20 protein-coding genes and 1 tRNA gene are annotated in these 22,800 nt (G+C 37.8%); 6 read left to right on the top strand and 15 right to left on the bottom strand.

Going from position 1 to position 22,800, the window contains the following annotated elements:
• Positions 1 to 52 precede the first annotated feature (52 nt).
• Complete coding sequence (locus tag MSTHT_RS12605; RefSeq protein WP_048168081.1) at positions 53 to 1,207, bottom strand: glycosyltransferase family 4 protein; 1,155 nt, start codon at positions 1,205 to 1,207, stop codon at positions 53 to 55.
• An 80-nt stretch (positions 1,208 to 1,287) separates the two neighbouring features.
• On the opposite strand from MSTHT_RS12605, the gene MSTHT_RS12600 reads away from it, so the two are divergent.
• The 3 genes from MSTHT_RS12600 (at position 1,288) to MSTHT_RS13820 (ending at position 4,517) form a co-directional block, all read left to right on the top strand.
• Positions 1,288 to 2,376 (top strand): glycosyltransferase family 4 protein, encoded by a 1,089-nt coding sequence (locus MSTHT_RS12600; protein ID WP_048168080.1) that lies wholly within the window; start codon positions 1,288 to 1,290, stop codon positions 2,374 to 2,376.
• A gap of 132 nt (positions 2,377 to 2,508) precedes the next feature.
• Positions 2,509 to 3,564: a glycosyltransferase family 4 protein gene (locus MSTHT_RS12595; RefSeq protein WP_048168079.1), complete on the top strand. Its 1,056-nt coding sequence runs from the start codon at positions 2,509 to 2,511 to the stop codon at positions 3,562 to 3,564.
• Positions 3,565 to 3,668: 104 nt separating this feature from the next.
• Positions 3,669 to 4,517, top strand: a complete 849-nt coding sequence (locus MSTHT_RS13820) for a glycosyltransferase family 2 protein (RefSeq protein ID WP_052721895.1) — start codon at positions 3,669 to 3,671, stop codon at positions 4,515 to 4,517.
• Between the two features lie 23 nt (positions 4,518 to 4,540).
• Here MSTHT_RS13820 and MSTHT_RS12585 read toward each other — a convergent pair whose 3' ends face one another.
• The 7 genes from MSTHT_RS12585 to MSTHT_RS14630 form a co-directional block, all read right to left on the bottom strand.
• Positions 4,541 to 5,743: a glycosyltransferase family 4 protein gene (locus MSTHT_RS12585; protein ID WP_052721894.1), complete on the bottom strand. Its 1,203-nt coding sequence runs from the start codon at positions 5,741 to 5,743 to the stop codon at positions 4,541 to 4,543.
• Between the two features lie 236 nt (positions 5,744 to 5,979).
• Positions 5,980 to 6,882 carry an IS5 family transposase gene (locus MSTHT_RS12580; protein ID WP_048168078.1) on the bottom strand — a complete coding sequence of 301 codons (903 nt, stop codon included), beginning with the start codon at positions 6,880 to 6,882 and terminating at the stop codon, positions 5,980 to 5,982.
• Between the two features lie 135 nt (positions 6,883 to 7,017).
• On the bottom strand, positions 7,018 to 8,169 hold the full coding sequence (locus MSTHT_RS12575; RefSeq protein ID WP_048168077.1) for a glycosyltransferase family 4 protein: 1,152 nt from the start codon (positions 8,167 to 8,169) through the stop codon (positions 7,018 to 7,020).
• Between the two features lie 72 nt (positions 8,170 to 8,241).
• Entirely contained in the window at positions 8,242 to 9,042 is an 801-nt protein-coding gene (locus MSTHT_RS12570; protein WP_052721893.1) for a glycosyltransferase family 2 protein, read from the bottom strand.
• 336 nt (positions 9,043 to 9,378) lie between these two features.
• Positions 9,379 to 10,830, bottom strand: coding sequence for a flippase (locus MSTHT_RS12565; protein ID WP_231588097.1), 1,452 nt, complete (start codon positions 10,828 to 10,830; stop codon positions 9,379 to 9,381).
• Between the two features lie 338 nt (positions 10,831 to 11,168).
• The gene (locus tag MSTHT_RS12560; protein WP_048168075.1) at positions 11,169 to 12,545 is read right to left on the bottom strand and encodes a mannose-1-phosphate guanylyltransferase/mannose-6-phosphate isomerase; all 1,377 of its coding nucleotides are present in this window, start codon (positions 12,543 to 12,545) and stop codon (positions 11,169 to 11,171) included.
• 647 nt (positions 12,546 to 13,192) lie between these two features.
• Entirely contained in the window at positions 13,193 to 13,333 is a 141-nt protein-coding gene (locus MSTHT_RS14630) for a hypothetical protein (RefSeq protein ID WP_156149758.1), read from the bottom strand.
• Between the two features lie 554 nt (positions 13,334 to 13,887).
• Here MSTHT_RS14630 and MSTHT_RS12555 point away from each other — a divergent pair.
• Complete coding sequence (locus tag MSTHT_RS12555; protein WP_048168074.1) at positions 13,888 to 14,733, top strand: sulfide/dihydroorotate dehydrogenase-like FAD/NAD-binding protein; 846 nt, start codon at positions 13,888 to 13,890, stop codon at positions 14,731 to 14,733.
• A gap of 17 nt (positions 14,734 to 14,750) precedes the next feature.
• Complete coding sequence (gene gltA / locus MSTHT_RS12550; RefSeq protein ID WP_048168073.1) at positions 14,751 to 16,160, top strand: NADPH-dependent glutamate synthase; 1,410 nt, start codon at positions 14,751 to 14,753, stop codon at positions 16,158 to 16,160.
• A gap of 118 nt (positions 16,161 to 16,278) precedes the next feature.
• Here gltA and MSTHT_RS12545 read toward each other — a convergent pair whose 3' ends face one another.
• From MSTHT_RS12545 to MSTHT_RS12535, 3 genes are all read right to left on the bottom strand, one after another.
• Positions 16,279 to 16,680, bottom strand: a complete 402-nt coding sequence (locus MSTHT_RS12545) for an NUDIX domain-containing protein (RefSeq protein ID WP_052721891.1) — start codon at positions 16,678 to 16,680, stop codon at positions 16,279 to 16,281.
• Between the two features lie 329 nt (positions 16,681 to 17,009).
• On the bottom strand, positions 17,010 to 17,669 hold the full coding sequence (locus tag MSTHT_RS12540; RefSeq protein ID WP_048168072.1) for a hypothetical protein: 660 nt from the start codon (positions 17,667 to 17,669) through the stop codon (positions 17,010 to 17,012).
• A gap of 236 nt (positions 17,670 to 17,905) precedes the next feature.
• Positions 17,906 to 18,256, bottom strand: a complete 351-nt coding sequence (locus MSTHT_RS12535; protein ID WP_048168071.1) for a hypothetical protein — start codon at positions 18,254 to 18,256, stop codon at positions 17,906 to 17,908.
• A 296-nt stretch (positions 18,257 to 18,552) separates the two neighbouring features.
• Here MSTHT_RS12535 and MSTHT_RS12530 point away from each other — a divergent pair, with 296 nt between their 5' ends.
• Entirely contained in the window at positions 18,553 to 18,972 is a 420-nt protein-coding gene (locus tag MSTHT_RS12530) for a hypothetical protein (RefSeq protein WP_048168070.1), read from the top strand.
• Positions 18,973 to 19,400: 428 nt separating this feature from the next.
• Here the strand turns inward: MSTHT_RS12530 and MSTHT_RS12525 are convergent, their stop codons facing one another.
• The 4 genes from MSTHT_RS12525 to ilvC all read right to left on the bottom strand — a co-directional run bounded on the left by MSTHT_RS12525 (position 19,401) and on the right by ilvC (position 22,540).
• Positions 19,401 to 19,868: a hypothetical protein gene (locus tag MSTHT_RS12525; protein WP_149761641.1), complete on the bottom strand. Its 468-nt coding sequence runs from the start codon at positions 19,866 to 19,868 to the stop codon at positions 19,401 to 19,403.
• 689 nt (positions 19,869 to 20,557) lie between these two features.
• Positions 20,558 to 20,629, bottom strand: a tRNA-Arg gene (locus MSTHT_RS12520).
• 268 nt (positions 20,630 to 20,897) lie between these two features.
• On the bottom strand, positions 20,898 to 21,440 hold the full coding sequence (locus MSTHT_RS12515) for a nitroreductase family protein (RefSeq protein ID WP_048168587.1): 543 nt from the start codon (positions 21,438 to 21,440) through the stop codon (positions 20,898 to 20,900).
• A gap of 92 nt (positions 21,441 to 21,532) precedes the next feature.
• Positions 21,533 to 22,540: a ketol-acid reductoisomerase gene (gene ilvC / locus MSTHT_RS12510; RefSeq protein WP_048168069.1), complete on the bottom strand. Its 1,008-nt coding sequence runs from the start codon at positions 22,538 to 22,540 to the stop codon at positions 21,533 to 21,535.
• Positions 22,541 to 22,800: the final 260 nt, after the last annotated feature.

Raw genomic sequence — 22,800 nt, 5'->3', positions numbered from 1 at the left:
TCCCTTTTAGAAGTAAACTTTACACATTAATGAACAAGTACTAAAAAGAAAATTAAACTGATTGTATTAATTCAATGTAACAGTTTATAATTTTATCCCATTTTTGATCGGGAGCTTCGTAATGTTCTCTTTTGCCGAACTTGCTGAGAATAGCGTTCCTGATAGAATCGACATCTCCCGGAGGAACAAAAAAAGTTCCTTTATACTTAGCCATAGATTCTTTCAAACCGCCGACTTCAGAAACAATAACAGGTTTTCCAAAAGACATGGCAATATGAGCAATTCCACTCTGAGAAGCTCTCAGGTAAGGCAGAACAACTACATCTGCAGCACTGAAATACAGATTTACTTTATCATCAGGAATGTATTCGTTTATCAGTGTAATACGATTATAAGATGGAGAGGCTTTAATCTGGTCAAGTAATTCCTTGCGATCTTCCCAGATCTCCCCGACAATAAGCAATCGGCTTTTCTCAAGAATCTCGGGAGGAAGCTGCTCAAAAGCCCTGATAAGGTAGGGAATTCCTTTATACCTTCGAATCAATCCGAAAGAAAGTATAACAAAATTGTCCTTAATTGAGAGACTTCTTCTTGCTTCTTTTATATCGAGCAGATCCCCATACTGGTCATAAAGCCCATGTGGGATCACATGGATTTTTTCAGGAGAAATAGAATATCTTTTTGCAATAAGCTCTTTATCGGATTCAGAATGAGTAATATATGCGTCAAGGTTTTTGCGGAGCAATTTTCCTGCCGCTTTAGAGTATATGCGGATAGGAAGTATTGATTCTTCAAAAGGGTCCACCACTTCGTGAAATTCGATAATTATTTTCGGTTTATGCAGTAAACCTGCAAACAGCTTCAGCAGAAGCTGCATATGCGCAACTGAAGAAGTCCACCACTGCAAGATTATGATATCCGGCTTTTGGGCTTTAAGAAATTGGTATGCTTGAACCCAGGTCAGTGGATTGTTATAATCCATGCCGTCAAATACAGGAATTCCCGGCAGGAAATTCAGGTCGGAAATGTTCTTCCCTACATGGGATTTTCCTGGGAAAAGAGAAGTTGGAAGCAATTGCCGAAAGCAGACAACTGAAACATTTTTTTCCGCAGACATGGCATTTGCAAGACGTATAGTGTAATAGCTGATACCGCTCAAAAAACGTTTCGAAGGTCCGACTATGCAAACGCTTTTGTTAGATCTCATTTGCCTAAAACTATCACATTATCTTTATATTAAGCTAATGCATTAATCCGTATAGATTCCAGTGTAAAAGAGGTTCAGCCTTGAAAATAGCCCAGATCTGTCCCCGTTACTTTCCTGATATAGGTGGAGTGGAAACTCACGTCAAGGAAATTAGCGAGAGGCTGGTTAAAGCAGGACATGATGTTGAGGTTATAACAACGGACCCCACAGGAAGATTGAATAAAAGAGAGACAATAAACGGAGTAAAGGTAATAAGGTTCAGGTCTTTTGCCCCGGGAAATGCATACTATTTTGCTCCTCAAATTTACTGTTATCTCAAAAAACATAAGTATGATGTTATTCACGCACACGGCTATCATGCTTTTCCCGCATTTTTCACATCCCTGGGCAAACATGGAGGAAAATTCATATTTACGCCGCATTATCACCGGCGCGGTCATACTGCATTCAGGAATTTATTGCATAAGCCGTACAGGTTTCTTGGGAAGCTAATCTTCTCAAGAGCGGATTCCGTGATATGTGTATCCGAGTATGAAAAGAAGCTTGTAGAATCAGATTTTAAGGTTGCTGCGAAAACCGTGAAAATCCCGAATGGGATAAATCTAAAAGAATTTGAAAATTTGAGGCGACCGGAAAAAAGCTTAAACAGAAATACCGGAAAAGAAAAACACCTTCTCTATGTGGGTCGCCTGGAAGAATACAAAGGGGTACAGTATATTATTCAGAGCTTGCCTGAACTTCATAATTTCCAGTTGAGAATTGTCGGAAAAGGACCATATGAGACCGAACTCCGTAACATGGCAAAAAATTTAGGGGTTGAGGGAAGAGTTGAATGGTTAAAAGATCTCACAAGAAAGGAATTACTTAAGTGCTATGCAGATGCAGATATATTTTTAATGCTTTCCTCTTACGAAGCATATGGGATAACGGTTGCAGAAGCACTGGCTGCAGGAACTCCGTGTGTTGTGGCAAAAGGAAGCGCACTTGAGGAGTTTGTGGACGGGGAGAACTGTATTGGAATCGAGAATCCGGTTACAAAGGAAAAAGTGGCAAAAGCACTGAGAGAGTTTGAGAAAGAGGAAAGAAAAGGAAATTCAAGGATAGATAAAACCATAATGGATTGGAATGAGGTCTCAGCCAGGATTGAGAAGCAATATATACAGAATTAAAAATAGGGCTTTAGTAATTAAATAGAGTTATATTATGATGAGATGCTAAAGTACTCGTTTTTTCTCTAAATGAAATATAAAAATAAAGAGTTAGCTATGTTTAGTTAACAAATGGCCTGAAGGAACTGAAATATGGAAATTGATTATATAAATGGCCTGAAGACAGATGAAATATTTGGAATGTCAAAATATCAAAGTGAAATCCATAGAAGGTTAAACAATGTAAAACTAAATAGAATAGAGTATCCGAATATATCAAAAGTACCCGGGGTTAATAAACTTGTCGAATGTTTTGCGTACCCATTTATTGTAAAAAAGAAAATAGTTAGGGATAACATTAAGCATATAACCCGCCAGGATCTGGCATTTCTCCTGGAATTAGTAGATTTAAAAAAAACCATTGTTACCTGCCACGATATCATACCTATAGCATATTATAACACGCGAAATCCGATCTGGAAACTTAATGCAAAAGGTTTGAGAAAAGCAGAAAAAATAATTACGGTATCCGAATTTTCTAAAAAGGATATTAGTAAGTATATAAAGTATCCGGAAGATCAGATAGAGATTATACCTCCTGCTGTAGACCATAATTTGTATTACCCAAACCGAAACAGAGCAGCTTTAAAAAAGTACAGGATAGAAGAAACTGAAAAGGTAATCCTTTATGTAGGGGCTGAAGAACCGAGAAAAAACATCCAGTTACTTATAAATTCATTCAGCAAACTAAAAAATAAGATTCCACAGGTAAAACTGTTGAAGGTTGGAACACCAAATTATCTGGGAGTAAGAGAAAAACTCCTGGAACAAATAGAATCATTGAATTTACAGAAAGATATCATCTTTACGGGATATGTGTCAGAGAGAGAACTGGCAGAAATATATAATGCTGTGGATTTGTTTGTATTTCCGTCTTTGTATGAAGGATTCGGAATTCCACCTTTAGAGGCAATGGCTTGCGGAACTCCTGTTATAACCTCAAATACCTCCTCTCTACCGGAAGTCGTGGGAGATGCTGCCATAGTTGTAGACCCTTATGATGCCGATAAACTTGTTGAAGAAATGTATCAATTATTAACTGATGATGGACTCAAGAAAGAGATGATCAGGAAAGGGCTTAAAAGGTCAAAAATGTTTAGCTGGGATGAGTCTGCAAGAAAAACTTTGAGGGTGTATAAAGAGTTATAAAAGCACCTTAAGATTAGAAAGAGCAGACGGAGACAAATTGGAGACTTAAATAACAGTAAATTAAAAGAAAATACAGACTCTGGTGCAAAGAACTGGTGAATATTATGAATAAAACCCCCCTGGTATCAATAATTTTGCCGACATACAATAGAGCATCTGTTCTTGGAGTCTGTATTGAATCCGTCTTAAACCAGTCATACACCAATTGGGAGCTCTTGATTTCAGATGATTGTTCAACTGATAATACTGTCGAGGTAATAAAAGATTACATGACCCGTGACTCCAAGATAACTGGTATGTCACATGAACACAATCTGGGTCTCCCGCGCAATAGAAATACAGCTCTCTTTGCAGCCAGAGGTCAACTGGTGTTCTTCATTGAAGACGATCTGGTTCTGCACCAGAACTGCTTAGAGAAACTTGTCAGCACTTACAATTCCTTTGATACAACTAATATCGTTATTGTTCCAAGATTGATAGAAAACACAAATCCAGATAAGGAAGCTGTCAAACGCAATGTTCCATTTTATATAAATAAGTTCACTGGTGAAATTTTTAATAATTATGGGCAGGATTCTGGAAATGTTATAGAAGTAGAGATGGGGCACGCCTGTTGCCTGTACCCAGCAAAACAATTACAGTCTATAGGTGGGTATGAAGAAAAAGCCTATAAGGGCACATACTGCCGTGAAGAAAGCGACCTGAACATGCGGCTAATTAACAGAGGATTTAAATTTTACTTTCAGCCGGCTGCAGTAGCATATCACAACAAAGTTAGTACAGGTGGCTGCAGACTATCCGGGAGCTTGAGACAGACCTATTTTTATGCAAGAAATCATATTATCTTTTTATTAAGGAACTTCGGGATTAAATCAACGTATATGATACCTTGTTTCCTGATAGTATTAAGCCGCAGAATATTAATTAATAATTTATTTTCAAAATCATTCTAAAATAACTTGAAAAACTGAAGCAGTTACTTTTCCAGAACTAAATTTCTATATTTTGAACAGAAATCCTCACAGTTAAAATTTATTTTTGCATATTTGTAAGCTTCAGTAGAAATCTTTTCCATTAAATGCCTGTTTGAGGCAAGTTCATTTATAACATCACATACGTTTTTTACAATAAGATCTTCACTTTCATTTTTTATAAGAAAACCATTGTATCCATTACTAATATGCTCTGATATGCCCCCTACATCGGTGCTTATAGTTACGACGCCATGAGCCATTGCTTCCATTATAACTAAAGGAAAACCTTCATACCTCGATACAAGCAGCAATATATCAGAATTATCGTATATTTCTGAGATCCTTTTTTCATCTGCAATCTCCCCTAAAAAATTACAATACTTTCTATATTCTTTAGGAATCGAATTTATAATATCGCCTACTAAGATAAATTCAACTGAGATCCCTTTTTTATGGCAGATCTGAGAAATTTCTCCTATAAGATGCACCCGTTTCTCTTCGGTACCGCGGCCTACATACAGAATTCTCAGTGTATTTCCGTTATTTTTTCTTCTTAGTTTTTCTGGAATCTGTACACAATTTTCGATTAAAAAAATCCTATCATTCATTTTCTCAGGAATACCATTTGAACGGTACTGGTTCTTCAGATCATTCAATGTCCGTGTATTAATGACAATTCTTTTATCTAATCTATTAACATAGGGAAGGCTGAAGTTCTCAATTCCTCCCCCAAAAGCGTGTATGAGGTCGATACAGCGGATCTGGGGATCTAAATATGGTAGCAGCCTGTAAAAGAGTAGATTATTACATCCAAAAACCGTGCAATTTTTATTACTATTGAAAACTGTAGATAATACGCCAACCCAGAAGTAGATCAAGAGAGGATTGTTCAAATAACCAAGATTAAATATTTTAGCGTTTTGCATAAATTGCTTTTTTAGTGCAGAATTTTTTGATTTATCCGCAAAAAATACAACAGGGTTATACTCCTTAAGGCAGCCAGTAATTTTTAAATGAACTTTTTCTGCTCCTCCTATATGATAGAAAGGAAAAAGGAAAAAAAGTTGTGATCTAAAAAATGGAGTAAAGAATGAGCCTGCAAATTTACCAGCTAGTATAAGAGGTTTCTCAAGAACTCTCTTTACATACGGAAATATTTTTTTCAGAATACTCATCATATATACATATAAAATATTTTTTGACAAAGAGCAGGCCACCAATTCTTTAACCAAAATTAGATTTTATTCTTTTTATATATCAATCAAAAATGCCCCTTCCAAACAATAAATCATTACGTTACGATAAATTTTGATTTTTAAGTTTTGTTTCAAAATATATAAATTAGTATTTTAATTCACATGTTTAAAATATCTTAATTTGAATATTTAGAATATCTTAATTCTAATGTTTAAAATATCTTAATTTGAATATTTAGAATATCTTAATTCGGCTCTGTAGAAATCCTTAATTTAATCCATAATAATTGTATTACTTTTTTGTTTATATTATAGACTATTAGTTTAACTTTTACTTCTTTTACTTGATTTCTAACCTTTCTTGCTCTTAATGTTTCTCCAAATTTTCTTTTTACAACAGATATTATTGTCTCTACTATATTCCTTCTATTGTATTTGATCTTATCAAAGTCTTTGTTTAATTGTTTTCTATATTTTCCGTTTATTCTCTTTCTTTTTCTTTCTCTCAAAGGTACTATTGAATCTGCTTTTATCTCTTCTCTTATTAGAGTATGAATTTCTTCGGAATCATATCCTTTATCCATCACATAACATTGAGACTTTCTTGACTTGTTTGATTGTCTTATCAGAGTCTTTGCATGCTTGACATCATGATCTGTTTTTTGGCTAATTTTCCATCCTAATATTACTTTTTTAATAGTGTCTACTGATATTGAAGTTTTAAGGAAGCTCCTTCGGAGCTTCCCTGTTCTCTTAGAATAATAATGACTTGCATAAGAACTCGTAAATCCTGTTGCATCAATTGCCGTAATGAGAACTTTTTCTCCATGTGAGTAAAATAGTTTTAGAGTTTTTGACAAAATTAGGTTAAACAATGAAGAGGGAATTCTGGACACAAACTTTTGAAGAGTAGTGTAATGAGGAACCTTATCAAGGTCAAGTTTTTCCTTTATACTGTTCATGAGGTCAACAAGTTCTACAAAGTCACGGTAGTCTGTACTTATATACTCCTTCAATAAAACAAGAACAAGAAGCTGATGTTGAGTATAAACACGTTTGGAATATTTGCAGGAGTAAAGGTTCAGTCTGGAAGACTGAACCGTTTTAAGACTGAGATCAATAAATTTAATATACTTATTTGATGACAATAGCAATTGCTCCTTTGTTTTTTGTGTGGACAAAAAAATTAAGGAGCATTTTTACAATTTTATTTTTATAATTTTTGGGTAAAAACAGAATTTAGAGGATTTCTACAGAGCCCTTAATTCTAATGTTTAAATATCTTAATTCGAATATTTATCAATTATAGAAAGCATTTCTGCTACCACATTTTCCACTCTATATTTTTCACTTACAGATATTGCATTCTTTGAGAGCTTTCTATAAGTTTCAAAAGACTTAAAAACCTGTTTTATTTTTTCTGTAATTTCCTCAGAGTTAACTGAAGGTGTATAACCATTGTAGTTATTAGTTATAAATTCGGGCATTGCGCAGTGATTTGCTCCTATAACAGGTAATCCAAAAGCCATTGCTTCAAAGAACACCTTCCCAAATGGTTCAAATCTAGAAGGCATTACAAACAGTGAAGAACTCATATACATGTCACTTAATTCTTCTGGACTTATGTTGCTATAAAATTCAACCTCAGGAATGCGATTTATGGATTTTTTAACCTGTTTTGGTAGTGACTCCTGATTCGTTACAATTCTTAATTTCATATTTTTGAATTCATCTTTTATCTGTTGAAAAGCCTCTATAACAGCATCAATTCCCTTTCTAATTCCATCTTTACCTACGAATAATAATACAGGATTCTCGAATCTTTCCCTAAGAATTTCCTCGGTAAGGTTTACTGTAGAATATCTGTGCCCTATTCCTGTAGTAAAAACTTTTTGCGGTTCACTGATATATGAACAGATACTCTTCCTGATCCATTCACTTGGAACAAATATACCTGCGGCGTTTTCGTAAACTTCTTGTTGAATTTTTTTATTTTCTTCCAGTATAGATATTGGGATTCTATCAAGCATATAAGTTGTTTTTCTCTCTTTTCTCCATCTTAGAACTGTATTCGTATCAAGATCCTGGAGAGTAAAATAGGGAGTTTTATGAAATATAGCAAGATGCCCAATTGTAATTATCGAATCTGGTTTTGGATTTGATTCATAAAATTCCAGGGCTTTTTTTTCACAGGCTCTATAACATCTTGGATGAATTGAATTCCGGAGGGTATAAACACCTTTTTTGTCAAAATAGAGATAAGGCAATTTGGAAAGATATTGGGTGATAAAATTCTGATTTTCAATCGGATTGACATTACATGTGTTGTGGAGTAATCCCAACTTTTTTAATGTTGTTGCAAGTTCATAAGGAGTTGCACTCCATACTTTTGGATCCCAGCAATCACCTTCACAGTATAAATCAATTTTTCTCATCAAAATCCAATACTCCAGATTTATATATTTTTCATCTCATTTATAAGGGAGTAGTTCGCATATTTATCCAGGTTATCTTCCCATTAGATTGTTTAAGAGCTTTTTTATATATACATAGAGAAGCAACTTTTTTGCCATGCCTAAATGTTTTCTGTTAACTTTATCAACACTTTCATTTTCAGCCCATGAAATGAAAGATTTCAAAACATTAGCTTTTAAGTCCCAATAAGGAAGACAGAAAGCTCTTATGCTATTTTGAGGATCATCCCTATATATTAACAAAGGTTCATTTACAAAAGCAAAGTTTGTTAACGTAGCTATTCTCAGCCATAAAGCATAATCTTCTCCTACTTTTAATTTGTGATCTTCTGGAAAGTAATTAGATTTCTCTACAAGCTCTTTCTTAACTAAAACTGAACTGCAGATAATGCAGTTATCTTTAAGGAGTAAAGGAAAAGAGATTTGATCCTCAAAAATGTCATCTACATATTCTCCTGTATATTCCTGAGATGGTATATACCGTATTGCATTAGTACATGAAGCACCACACCCAGTTTCTGTAGCACGTTTGAACTGTTTTTCAAGTTTTTCTGGCAGCCATTCATCATCACTATCCAGAAAAGCTAACCATTCACCTTTGCTTGCTTTAATTCCTCTATTGCGAGGAATTGATGCAAACCCATCTTTTCCGCCTTCTATCCACCGCACGCGAGGATCCTTTATCGAATTAACAACTTTTTGATCAGGTGAACCGTCAACCCCACACACTATGACTTCATAAGGAGAAAGGGTCTGGTTTAAGGCGCTTGAAATAGCTTTACCCAGTGTTTCCGCTCTATTCCAGGTTGGAATAATGACACTAATTTTAACCATTATTTTTCACATTTATATGGTTCTTACAAGCAGTTTCTGCAAAGCACGTCTTATAAGCCATATATAATTAATTTCATATTATATAGAAGAACAGTATATAATTTGAAAAATTTAGGATATTAAAGACTATGTTCGTACTCGCCTTTCTCCCTAAATCCTGTTGTGAAAAAAGAGATGGAACAACCGTACAGTTCTAAATCAGGAAGATTTTTCAAAAGCACTGTTATTGTAAAGGGGCAGAATAAAATCATATAGATTTTTTATAGAAGTAAAGAAAACCCCTCTAAATCATAGTTTCTAAAATTTGTGTCAGCCATATAAAATACAAATATTGATTCACAACCAGCCTGGCCAAACAAAACCTATACCAATTTTCTCTATTATATCTCTCATTTCAGTGTACACTTTTTTATCGAACTTCAATATCAGAAAACCGTATATAATTCCGCCGAAAACTACCGCCAATAACGTAACCCAGATATTACTAAGCGGTATGAAAAGACGGTACCCACCAACAAGGACTCCCATCACAATCGAAGATATCATAATATTCGACAGATTTTGATGTTTCAGTCTTATTGTAATATATCTGGATAAAACACGCCAGGCGAGTAAGGCATTTAATGTCATTGTTGCCAGCGTCGCTATTGCTGCGCCATTTATTCCAAAGAGCGGAATTAGCAATATGTTCAATAAAATGTTTGCCCCAACTCCGATTGCCGTAACTTTAAATGATTCCTGGGGATGATCGAGAGCATCCAGATACATCGTGAAAAAGTACTGGAATACATTAACTATCTGTACGGCAAGGAGTATTATCAATGCATGATAACCACGGGCAAAGTCTTCACCATAGAACGAACCAAGTAAACGATCACCCAGCAGTACACCGCCCACAAATACTGGAATTGCCAGTATCAGTGAGTAGCTAATTGCACGTGACAGTGACTCCTCTATAAGATAGATCTCATTGGTCTTGCTCCACTGGCTGACTCTGGGCCAGAGAGTCATCCTTATTGCGGTTGAACTAAATGCGGCAATAGCTGTGAACTGGAATACTACTCTGTAAATACCTACATCTTCATTACTCATGAAATATCCGATAAAGATCGTGTCAGCCTGTGAAAATAAAAGCACTCCACTAGATGTCAAAAATAGCCAGAATGAAAATATGAATAGACTTTTTATATGATCCCATTTGAAACGCGCAAAATGCAGGTCAAAGAAGCGGAATTCGATTATTGCTGCTCCGATAATACCAGCTACCATGCCCCCAGCCAGACCTGCAGTATCATATCCGAGGCATACTGCCATGACCTGGAATATGACACGTAAGATATTGTTTATGCCTTCACAGGTGTTGCGTATTCCCATTTTACCCTTGCCGGCAACTCCGCTGGAGATGGGACCTGCAATCATTGACACGAATAACGCTATCAGTAACCAGACAAACATGCCAGACTCAGTAAGATCTGCGAAATAGTCCTTTAAGGCAAGTAAAAGAAGTATTCCAGTTATCGTGAATACTATTCTCAATGCAAAATATGCGCTAAAATACTCATTAGATTCTTCACCTTCGCTGATGCGTTTAACTGCAGCTCCGCCAAATCCACCATCAGTAACCATGCCGATAATACCATAGTATGCTAAGAACAGGTAATACGATCCAAGTATTGAAGCACCTACAGTACGTGCGAAATAAATGGTGCTTAAAAAGCCTATGGCTGTCAATGCAATTTGCCAGAAAAATGATACTATGCTCTGGCGCTGGATAGGATCGATTTTCAAGATATTCGAAAAAATAGCAACTATGTTAAACACGGTCCAGAAGGTCAGTTTGTTATAGGCTAGGTTTCATGAGTTGTTGCTTACGATTTTTCTTATTGATAGTATAATTCTGGAGTGAAAATAGTTTAGATTTCTAGCAGCAAAATCAATACTATTTTCACTTCATAAGTCTCAAAAATTTGCTCAAGTAATTAGTATTTTTCGCAGATGCCATTTTTTTACTGTAATAAATGTGAATTTTGAAGCACAATTTTTACCCATGAACCTTATCTCGTAATTCCAGCTTATATATAAATCTGATTCCTATCCAGTACTGCAGCTTAAGTACTGCAGCTTATTCATTTCCTCCCATATACATCATCAAACCTGACAATGTCCTCTTCGTCTACAAGTTCCCCTAACTGTACTTCAATGATCTCAAGAGGGACTTTCCCCGGGTTTGACAATCGGTGCTTTTCTCCTGCTCTGATAAAGGTACTTTCTCCCGGTCTCAGGAAAGATTGCTGCCCGCCAACCTCCACACAAGCCATACCTTTGACAACCACCCAGTGCTCGCTCCGATGATAATGCAGCTGGAGGCTTAACTTATGGTTAGGAAGTACTGTGATATTTTTAATCTTATGTCCTGCAGAAGCTTCAAGTACAGTATATGAACCCCAGGGTCTGTAGACGGTCTGCCCAATTTCTGCCCTTTCATCCTTCCTGTCTTTAAGTGTGGTGACAACATCTTTTACCTTCTGGCTGCTTGATTTAGGACAGATCAATAGAGCATCACTGGTATCGACAACGACCATATCCTTAATATCTATGAGGGAAACAATTTTGCCGCACTTTGAATATACGAGGTTTCCATCGGAACTGAGCAAGAGAGGATCACATCCGAGTACCACATTTCCTGCAGGATCCTTCTCAAGCTCGTCATAAATTGCAGCAAAATTCCCGAGATCACTCCATTTCTGTTCCAGTTTTACAACTGCGACCCTGTCGGATTTTTCCATTATTCCATAGTCAATGGAAATGTTGTCCACACATGCATAAATCTCATTAATGTCTTTTCCGTTTTCAAAACAGGCGAAAACCGAAGGAGCGTGTTTTTTAACTTCTTCAAAGAAAAGCTGTGTGTCGAGAAGGAACATTCCACTGTTCCAGAGGCAGCCTTCCTGAATGTATTTCTTTGCGGTTTCCAGATCCGGCTTTTCCCTAAATTCCGAAACCCTGTAACCCGGTCCGCAGATCTCTGAGGTTTTGATATAACCATACCCAGTATGAGGAAAAGAAGGGACAACCCCGAAGGTAACCAGATAGTCCGAAGCAAGCCCTTCAGCCGAAGAGATCGTCTGCATTGCAGTTCTGTCAAGGACATGATCCGAAGAAAAGACCCCAACTACAGAACGTCCAAATTTTTTCTCAATTTCTCTCATTCCAAAAAAGATTGCAGGAAGAGTATTCTTGCCTTCAGGCTCGATTAGGACGTTTTCTGGCGGAATTGTGTACCCCATTTCCATAATTTGCCCGATTACAAAAAATTTCTGAGCTTCATTCGTTACAACGAAAATCTCGGAAATGTTGGAAATTTCAAGGCACCGGAGGACGGTTTCCTGAAAAAGAGATGTATCTCCAAACTTTAAAAATTGTTTTGGATACATTTCCCGGCTAAGAGGCCAGAGCCGCGTTCCTGAGCCACCTGCAAGAATTATTGATTTTATACCTGTCATCTCCTTCAATTGGTTAAAATGAATATAATCTTAATAATCAAATTGAAAGTATATACATTATTTAAAAATAAAGAACAATACCGATACACCAAAAATACCCGATTAGAGCAATATATAACAAAAGTCATTAAATAAGCTTTGCCCGATAAAATCTTTAATCCATCATATCTACAAATACAGGCAAGAAACTCTTTTAAAAAAGAATGATTTACTAATAATAGAAATTTAATTATTTATTCCTATTAAAACCGAATTTTTATAAAAATATAACTGGCACAAAATGGAATCAGTACGAAGAACCAGGAAAATGAAGAAACAAGAAAAATGCTTAAAAAGGAATAAAGAACGAAAAGGTTTAATCAAGAGCTTTATTAAGCTGTTTCCTGCTGTTATTCGATTCTTACCCCGAGAAATTGATCAAGACTCTTCTTTCTCTCCAAAAAGGATCTTTCGCTCTTCCTCATCATATTTATAGCAGCTTATGAGAGGCTTTTTCCTTCCTTTGTATTCTTTGTCCTTTATAGGGTCCTGAGACTCGATATCAGTTTTCTGCTCTATAAATGACCCTCCGGTAACTCCTTAAATATCAAAAATCTCATTTAATAGTGACCAAAAAAAGAAAAAAGTGAGTGGAATTGTAAGTGGAATTATTTGCAGGTATCAAGGAGCGATCTCTTCCTGCCACCCCGTGCTTCGGTAGGATGGATTGGATCGACATCAGCTACTTCTTCCCCTTCTTTTTTCTCTAACTTTTCTCCTTTTGTACCTTCCCTTCTTTCTTCAGGCATTTGTTTAACCCCCATATATTTGCAAATTCATTTCAGTTGCATTTTCCTCTTAATCCGCCTGCCAGAATAAAATCTTCCAGTCTTTATAACAAATGCAATGGAGAATTTCTCTGTCAGGTAAAAGATTTAAACTCTCAGGTTCAAATACGGCCATAAAATTTGATCATACTTATGGCTAGTCTATAAGTTTGCTCTATCCCTCCTCTACGCCAATCCACCTCCTGATTGAGCCTTCTAGGGATTACCCCTTAATTTATTATATCCATTAGATTTATTAAATTATTGCAGGAATGGTCAAAAAGTTGATGGACATTTAAACTCTTTTAAAAAAGGATGGTATTGAAAAGGCGAGCATTTAGAACTCAATAAAAAATGATCCAGACAGACAATGTAATTAAAATTATTTGGAAGAATATATATCCCATTAATCAGTATAAGAAAGGCGTCCAGGTGGAAATGCGCGGGTTTGAAGAAACCCGTGAGAAGATCCGCTATCACAAACTTATCTATTCATTTGCTCAAAAAATTGCTTTTACTCAGGAAAATGTGATCCCATGGCATATAGAATACTTAAAAAAGAAGAAATTGCTCCGTCGGTGCACAGGATGGTAGTAGATGCCCCTGACGTAGCAAAGGCTGCAAAAGCCGGACAGTTCATAATTCTCAGAATTGATGAGAAGGGGGAAAGGATTCCTCTCACGATTGCCGATTTTGAAAAAGACAAAGGAGAAGTAACTGTAATATTCCAGGAGATGGGCAAGACTACAAAACAGCTTGCAAAGCTTTCCGAAGGCGAATTTCTAGAAGACTTTGTAGGACCTCTTGGTACCCCTTCCGATATCAGGAAACTCGGCACTGTCATCCTTGTAGGAGGAGGTGTAGGGGTTGCCCCAATTTATCCTCAGGCAAAAGCTTATACCAGAGCAGGCAACAGGGTAATTTCCATTATTGGAGCCCGTAACAAAGATCTTCTTATCCTTGAAGATGAAATGAGGAACGCCAGCTCGGAACTATATATTGCTACTGATGATGGCTCAAAAGGACATCACGGGTTTGTGACAGATATCATGAAAAGGATTCTGGACAGTGGAGAGAAGATTGCAAGAGTCGTGATCATCGGACCCCCAATAATGATGAAAGTAGGAGCCCAAATAGCTTCTCCTTATGATGTTGAAATCCTGGTCAGCCTTAACTCCATTATGGTGGACGGAACAGGTATGTGCGGCGGCTGCAGGGTTACAGTTGATGGTAAAACGAAATTTACCTGCGTTGACGGGCCTGAATTTGATGCACGGAAGGTTGATTTCGTGGAACTTATGAACAGGCTTGCAATGTACCGCAACGAAGAGATAAAAGCCGTAGAAAAGTATGAAGAAGAGTGCAGGTGCGGACTGCACTGAGAAGGAGGGGATGAAAAATGCAAGAAATACATGGAGAAAAGGAAGGAAAATCAAAGAAAGAAAGGACCCCAATGCCAGAACAGCCTGCCGAAGAGCGCATAAAGAACTTCAATGAAGTGGCTCTCGGCTACGCAAAAGAAGATGCTCTTGCCGAAGCTTCTCGCTGCCTCTCCTGCAAGGAGCCAAAGTGTGTTGAAGGCTGCCCTGTGAATGTGGATATCCCGGGTTTTATCAAGCTTATCTGTGAAGAAGATTTCTCAGGGGCAATCGAAAAGATTAAAGATACAAATGCCCTTCCTGCAATCTGCGGTCGCGTCTGTCCCCAGGAAACTCAGTGCGAAGCTTTCTGCGTACTCGGAAAGAAAGGACAGCCTGTGGCTATCGGAAGGCTTGAACGTTTCTGCGCTGATTATGAACGCCAGCAGGGGGTGCAGGTTCCCGAAATTCCAGAGCCAACAGGTAAGAAAGTAGCTGTTGTTGGATCAGGTCCCGCAGGTCTTACTGCCGCAGCAGATCTTGCAAAACTCGGCCACAAAGTAACAGTTTTTGAATCCCTGCATAAAGCAGGCGGTGTGCTGAGTTACGGCATTCCCGAGTTCAGGCTGCCAAAAGAAATTGTGCAGCAGGAAGTAGATTACATCAAGCAGCTCGGTGTTGAGTTCAAAACCAACTATGTAATCGGCAGGATCAAAACCCTGGACGAGCTCTGTGACGAGTTCGATGCGGTCTTCCTAGGCACGGGCGCAGGTCTCCCAAGTTTCATGGGAATTCCGGGAGAAAACCTCAACGGTGTATACTCCGCAAATGAATTCTTGACCCGTGTAAACCTCATGAAAGCTTATGACCCTGAATACGATACAAGAGTCAGGGTCGGAAAGCATGTTGTGGTGGTAGGAGGCGGAAATGTGGCAATGGACGCCGCCCGTTCAGCCCTCCGCCTGGGAGCAGATGAGGTCAGTATAGTCTACCGCCGTGGAGAAGACGAGATGCCAGCCCGCAGGGAAGAAATCGAGCACGCTAAAGAAGAAGGCATAATCTTCAGGCTGCTTACAAATCCTGTCCGCATCCTTGGAGACGAGAAATTCAATGTTACAGCCGTCGAGTGCATAAAAATGGAACTCGGCGAGCCAGACCAGTCCGGCAGGAGAAAACCTATCCCAATAGAAGGCTCAGAATTCACAATCCCTGCCGATGTCGTGGTTATTGCAATCGGTACCTCCCCGAACCCGATTATCTTCAAAGGCACAGAAGGTCTTGAGCAGAACAAAAGAGGTACTGTAGTTGCCGATGAAGAAACCGGCGCAACTTCTAAGTGCGGAGTCTTTGCAGGCGGCGATGTGGTCACAGGCTCAGCAACCGTGATCAGTGCAATGGGAGCAGGTAAGAAAGCTGCAAAAGCAATTGACGAATATTTGAAAGAAAAGTGAGACCAGAGAAATCTGGTTTCTTTTTAATTTTAAGTTTGAAAGCTGCTAAGTTCTGCAATATTCTACTTTTTTGAATCAGGTCGAGTAAAACCTAACTATTTACATATGCATCTCAGTTCTACATCCTTTTAAACTCATAAAATCTATCGATTATTTCTTTTGTTGTTCTGGAAAGTTTGATTTCCGAATCAGGAGAATAATAATCCACGTATTTTACTTCATTGAGTGGTCGCGCAATACCGCTTGCATTTATCAAACATACGGTGTGGTAGTCCTTAAAGTACACACCTGAATATCCTCTTTGCACATGCCCTGCATGCTCGAAAAGAAATCTGACATCAGTCACAATTAATCCGGTTTCCTCTTTCAGTTCTCTAACAGCAGCTTGAGTTATTGATTCTCCTTTATTCGTCCCTCCCCCAGGGAGAACATACAGTCCTCTCCTACCAGCAACTACCAGTATGCCCCTTGGAGTTTCGATAATTGCGGTGCTTCGTCTTCTTTTCCTTATCTTTAGCATGTAGTACACTTCTCAACAGGAGGTATTATTCAAAAGATAAGTAATAGGGCGTCAGAGGTTTGAAAATTTAGATTGATAAAAATCGTAAGAAATCATAGAAATACTTGTTGTTATTTAGGCAGAATTTTTCAGAAATCTGAAACTTTTAGAATATCCATAGATTTTACCATGAAACTTATGGATAAACTCAAAAGCAAATTTACAGAAGAATCAGTACACTACCTATCGGTATAGAGTCAATATATTACCATTGATATTACGGTAACTATACAGGAACAGTAGCTTTCGTTGTTACCCCAGAAGGATATTAAAGGTTATTTCGTTTCTTCTCATTGATTTTTATTGTTCTTTGTTCTTACTTCTTTAAATCTTTCTACTATTGTGGTTATTATACCTTTACCGGAATTATAATCATCTCGATACTTTTCATCTATATCCTGTACTTCGCGTCCGTTTATTTCAATATCGTATGCCTCAAACCATACTATTATGAAACTTTTTATGGTAACACCCGCAAAGGCAAGTGCTCCTATAAACCAATTTTGTCCAAAAAAATACCCTAAGAAGAATAAAAATGATGATGTTATGCAATAGGTTGACAGCATATTGTAGACATCTTGTTTTCTTATGTTTATGGCTATTCTGCGGTTATTTTTCTCAAGTTCGTGTCCTTCTCGGTATTTAATTGAATTTTTTGTTTCTACAAATTTATATCTTACTACTGTGAGAGGTTTGAATGAGAAGAAAAAAGCTAAGAAGAGCGTAATAAAACATAACTTTATAGAAACAGTGGATTCTGGAGGATGGAGGGCTGAGCTAAGTATCAAATTGATATCAAGTTTGTCGTAAACGTAGACAAGTGCAACTATATAAAAACCTGCTATTGTAAATATAAATTTTAATAACGATAAACTTCTTTCTGAGCCGTTATCGAATTTTTCTATTAAATCTTTCTCAATCTCTCTTTGAGATACGTATTCATCATCCAATGAGGACACTGTCCGAAAGTCAATGATTTAACGTGGGTGGAATGCTTATTAGTTAACATTTCCATAAATTCTTTATGATTTGCTTCAAAAAATAATATAGACTTCAATCTCGTCTTCCTTCTACGCAATCCCTGCGGAATGAGATTACCTGTAGGCTTCATACAGGTGATCATGCCTGCGACATGTACGAAAAGCTTGGAAGAGAGAAGTACAGAAAAAAAGAAGAAAAAAGAAAATTAATATAAATTTTTCTTTGCTTCATTCATCTGAGCAAGTTCTTTATCGATTTTATTGATGGTCGTTTGATTTGTTAGATTACCTTCTGCAGCAGAAACTACATCCCTTGCTTCACTTAAATAGTTTCTATATTTTTGATGGATCTCAAAGGCATCTTCTGAATATGACATACTGGTCATCCCAGACCGTATTATTTCACTCTGAATGGCTTGATCAACATCCTCAGCTTCCACCATACCTGCTAGTGTATAATTCACTGCATTTTCTACCCTATCTGCCCTTTCCTGTACATCTTTCGTAACGTTTTCAGGCTGAGGGGCAAACGCATCATATTGAGCCGTTATTATCACACCGCCTCCTCCGACAACAGCTGCATATCCAAGTGTACATATCGCTATAGTGCAAACTATTAAAGTTATGATAACTGCTGAAGTTTTTATAATAATAACATCTCCTTCGTTTATATGAAGACGTTGAGACGAGAAGCTTTTTAAATTTTTCTTTTTTCCTCAAAATAAATAAAAATTATACATCCATTTACTTTACATACAGGAATATCCAGCCAATAAATATTATAGAAAATAAAAAAGCAGGGATATAAAGTTTAATTTGTATTAAATGAATAATAATAACGGTGTTTTAAAAAATGATTCCTGAAGTATTTATTTCGTACACTCTTTCTACATTAGATAAGTTGGTTGATTATGTAAACAATGAGTCTAAAGAAAAAGCGTTTGTAAAATCAACCATGAAAGAAGCTTTGTTGGGGTGCTGTGTTGATTGGAAAACTCGAAGCTATTTTACTTCGACAAAAGATTCGGATGCAAAACTTAAACGGTATGCTGAAATGTTAAATACAGTTTCGGTTAAATTCCATACTGCTGATATGTTGAACATTCACCTATGTGAACGCATATGGGAGTGTACAAAGAAAATGGTAGAGATAGCCGACGAACCCAAGCATCAGGATAATACTGGGGATCCCTATGAGCAGGTAACAGAACTGCTGTTTACTGATCTAAAACATATTTATGAGGACTTTGATGAGTTGTATGAAGCTGCCTGAAAATCGGATTGAAAATAAGAGTCTTTGTAGCTGTTACCTTTGTAATTGCTGTCCTGAGAGTTTGGTAACCAGTTGTTCCTGCTTTTCATTCATAAGTTGAAAGGAAACAAAACAATAAGACCTCAGAGTGGGCACAATTAATCTGGTATGAGGGGTGATCTTGCCTTAAGCTGCAACCTCGGTTTCAGTAGGACTATTCTTTGTTCTGAGAATAAACGGCGAAGGCGGTGATATCTGCCTCATTATCATGCAGACGGTCATACCTTCAACTCAGCGAGAATAAAGGAAACGTTTGCAACTTAATATGGTGAGAGGACTAACTGAGTCTGAGAATTAGTTCCCTTACTTTCAGATTCATTCCCTCCGATTCCCACCATTACAAAAAAGTAAAATGAGGAATATTATAATTTTTTCATTTTTTTGTCTTCTTATGTTCCTTCTAATAAAGCGCTAGCTCTATTCATATGCCCTGTACTTGAGACTACATAATTTTGAATTTTTTGTTCATAATCCAAGTTTCTCACAGGCACTCCGTAGGCTAGAGACTCATCTGCACTCATAACTATGTATTTACCTGCTGAATTGAGGTCAGTTAATGCCTGCACCCATTCATTTTGAGCTTCTTGATATTTAGGAGATAAAGTGTAATTGCTGTTTTCATCAAGACCGCTCTGAGTGTCATTAACAAGATCCTGCCCGTATGACTTCAGCAGGTTATAATCTGAAATATTTGCAGCCATTCCTACATTATCCATATCCGACTGAATCAATGATCCATATTTCTCAATATGTTTCATCCATTCCATATCTTGATTTTCCGCATCATTCGATTGCTGTAAGCTTGCCTGAGTAGAATTATTCTCGTTAATATTTTCAGTACAACCTATTGCCAGCATGGACACTAGCATTATAGTCAAAGCAAAAAAACATTTCTTCATGATCAAACCCTGTTATTTATAATTAATATCAAAAAAATTATGGCTTGGTGTATTAATTTTTTATTATTTTTTCAATTTTCTACAGACTTTTAATTCCTTCCTTTGCAGGATTCTCAGTTCATTATACACTTGTTTACAGGAAAACTACTGCATTTTTGAATTTTTCCTGGAATTCTTCTCATTACATTTTTTATTCACGTAACAGTAAAAACGTCTCCCACTCTAGGCCGCTTTGAGACGTTTTTAAAACAAGATGTAAAGGACATATTTTAAAAGACAAACAGCGCTGAGAATATTCAGAAATAGCTGAAATACATCAAAATTAATTAGAGATTTTCCAGCACTACTTTCAAAAGTATAATTAAAGCAAGAACCAAAATAAAAGTCCATACCAGAGGCAAAAGAATCCGCAGCAAAAAATACAGTATTATAGCTATGAGAATTAACTGAACTAAAGATATTCTTCTTCCGGCACGCAGAAAGCGGCGATTCCATCCCCTGGTCACTAATAAGCACCTTTAAAACTGAGATCCTGTTTTCTTATAAAACTGATGTCCTGTTTTTATATTTCATTTCAGACTTTATAAATTTTGTCCAAAAAACAGTAAAAGTAAAACCAGACCATTAAATAGGCTGGTAAAAGTAAGCAGGTCTGCTGGGAATCGAACCCAGGTTCGGAGCTCCGGAGGCTCCAGTGATATCCTCTACACTACAGACCTTCATATGGAAATGTTCGAATTTGGGAAAAATTTGAATTGGTTAACTGGCTGATAAAACTGTGATCAGTCAACTGGCTGTTTATAGTGCCAAATAGCTTATAAATTTATCCCCAATAATGGAATAATTATCCTCAGACCGACAATGAAAATGAGTCTTGAGATAAATTAAGCCGGAAATTCCCGAAACCTGCGTAATAAAATTTCAGCTTTTTAGAGTAAGGCAATAGAGTTCATTTCCCGTTTTTATTCAGTTTTACGGCAGGAATAATTATTCTTCCCATTTATGCCCATACCTCTCATCAAATACGATTTCGGAAAGAGGCTTGCGGGTTGAAGTTCTCTCTTTTGGGACGGGGTCCCCTATTGCGAGCACTGCCATGAGCTCAAGTTTTGAAGGGCAGTCGAGAATTGAGTTGACTTTCTCGTTCTGGTTCAGAATTTCTCCAAGCCAGACTCCGCCGAGACCAAGATCGCAGGAGGCAAGAAGCATGTTCTGGATTGCGGCTCCTATTGCCTGGACATCTTTCGTCCTGTTGTACGAATTTTCGGTATCCAGAAAAACGGCAATAAGCAGAGGAGCCCCTGCAACTATACCGGAATAATGCGTACATTCCGAGAGCTTATTGATAGTCTCTCGGTCTTGAATAACGATAAAACGCCAGGGCTGGTTATTCAATCCGGAAGGAGCCCAGTGGCCTGCGTTAAGGATTGTGTTAATATCCTCCTTGCTGACGGGTTTGTCCGTAAACTCCCGGACGCTCCGCCTTTTAAGGATAGTATCAATGACTTTGCATTCTCCTGTTATTGCCATCATTTCCCTCCGGATTCCATTTTCTACTTCCAGATTAATGAATTTTCTGTCTGAAGCTATCTTCATTCTATCTGAAGCTATCTGCAAAAAAATCAGTCGTCATCAATCTTTTTATTGAGCCAGGGGATGTTTGCGCGGATTTGCTTTCCAACTATCTCAAGCTGGTGTTCCTTTTCCTTGCGTTCCATTGCTTTGAGTACAGGGTGGTTGACCATTCCTTCGAGTATGAATTCCTTGGCAAATTCCCCATTCTGGATTCTTTCCAGAGCTTCATACATGGCTTTGCGGGACTGCTCGTTAATGATCTTGGGACCGACAGTCATGCCTCCGTACTCTGCGGTATTGGAAACAGAGTGCCACATCCTCTCAAGCCCACCTTCATAGATAAGATCCACAATAAGCTTGACTTCGTGGCAGGTTTCGAAGTAAGCCATTTCGGGCTGGTATCCCGCCTCCACAAGCACCTCAAAAGCGGTCTTGATAAGAGCTGAGAGTCCTCCGCAGAGGTCAACCTGTTCTCCGAAAAGGTCGGTTTCGGTTTCCTCACGGAAGGTTGTCTCATAAACACCTGCTCTCGTTGCACCGATACCTTTGGCGTAAGAAAGAGCGATATCCCTGGCTTTTCCAGTTGCGTCCTGATAGACAGCAATCAAGCCTGGCACTCCAATGCCTTCGATATAGGTTCTTCTTACGATATGACCAGGACCTTTGGGAGCTACCATGAAAACATCAACGTCCTTCGGAGGAACAATCTGGTTATAGTGGATATTGAAGCCATGTGCAAAAGCAAGAGCATCCCCAGCTTTCAGATTTGGCTCGATTTCAGAGTAGTAAACCGCAGCCTGCTTCTCGTCTGGAAGGAGGATCATGATAACATCTGCAGCTTTCGCAGCTTCCGCCACAGTCATCACTTTTAGGCCGTCAGCCTCAGCTTTTGCCCAGCTTTGACTTCCATTTCTGAGCCCAACAATGACATTAAGCCCTGAGTCGTGGAGGTTCAGGGCGTGAGCGTGCCCCTGGCTTCCATAGCCCATTATTGCGATAGTCCTGTCCTTAAGTGCATCAAAAGTAGTCTCATTATCATAGATTATTGTTGCCATACTTGATTCTCCTGATGAATTACTTCAGTTTTGAACTCCTTATATTTCCCAAGAAGTATACCATTATGGTATCAACTCGCTGCCATGAGAACTAAGTTTCTTTAAGTACATTCTCAAAAAGTTGCTTTCTTCGGAGAGGGGTAGCATTTTAAGTTTCAGGAAATGCCTGAGATTTCAGGCATCCCTTTGAGGGAACCATTAGGGGTTTTAAATCGTCTCCGGCTGCCCCAATCTGTGAAAAATAATTAAGCAGCTACCTT

Origin of the sequence: Methanosarcina thermophila TM-1, from assembly GCF_000969885.1 — an archaeon.
GTDB classification, from domain to species: domain Archaea; phylum Halobacteriota; class Methanosarcinia; order Methanosarcinales; family Methanosarcinaceae; genus Methanosarcina; species Methanosarcina thermophila.
This window is presented reverse-complemented; position numbering and strand designations above follow the sequence as displayed.

Coding starts and splice junctions, on each gene's coding strand:
- MSTHT_RS12605 (WP_048168081.1), bottom strand. CDS start 1,207: ATGAGATCTAACAAAAGCGTTTGCATAGTCGGACCTTCGAAACGTTTT.
- MSTHT_RS12595 (WP_048168079.1), top strand. CDS start 2,509: ATGGAAATTGATTATATAAATGGCCTGAAGACAGATGAAATATTTGGA.
- MSTHT_RS13820 (WP_052721895.1), top strand. CDS start 3,669: ATGAATAAAACCCCCCTGGTATCAATAATTTTGCCGACATACAATAGA.
- MSTHT_RS12575 (WP_048168077.1), bottom strand. CDS start 8,169: ATGAGAAAAATTGATTTATACTGTGAAGGTGATTGCTGGGATCCAAAA.
- MSTHT_RS12570 (WP_052721893.1), bottom strand. CDS start 9,042: ATGGTTAAAATTAGTGTCATTATTCCAACCTGGAATAGAGCGGAAACA.
- MSTHT_RS12560 (WP_048168075.1), bottom strand. CDS start 12,545: ATGACAGGTATAAAATCAATAATTCTTGCAGGTGGCTCAGGAACGCGG.
- MSTHT_RS14630 (WP_156149758.1), bottom strand. CDS start 13,333: ATGCCTGAAGAAAGAAGGGAAGGTACAAAAGGAGAAAAGTTAGAGAAA.
- MSTHT_RS12555 (WP_048168074.1), top strand. CDS start 13,888: ATGGCATATAGAATACTTAAAAAAGAAGAAATTGCTCCGTCGGTGCAC.
- gltA (WP_048168073.1), top strand. CDS start 14,751: ATGCAAGAAATACATGGAGAAAAGGAAGGAAAATCAAAGAAAGAAAGG.
- MSTHT_RS12545 (WP_052721891.1), bottom strand. CDS start 16,680: ATGCTAAAGATAAGGAAAAGAAGACGAAGCACCGCAATTATCGAAACT.
- MSTHT_RS12530 (WP_048168070.1), top strand. CDS start 18,553: ATGATTCCTGAAGTATTTATTTCGTACACTCTTTCTACATTAGATAAG.
- MSTHT_RS12525 (WP_149761641.1), bottom strand. CDS start 19,868: ATGCTGGCAATAGGTTGTACTGAAAATATTAACGAGAATAATTCTACT.
- MSTHT_RS12515 (WP_048168587.1), bottom strand. CDS start 21,440: ATGGCAATAACAGGAGAATGCAAAGTCATTGATACTATCCTTAAAAGG.
- ilvC (WP_048168069.1), bottom strand. CDS start 22,540: ATGGCAACAATAATCTATGATAATGAGACTACTTTTGATGCACTTAAG.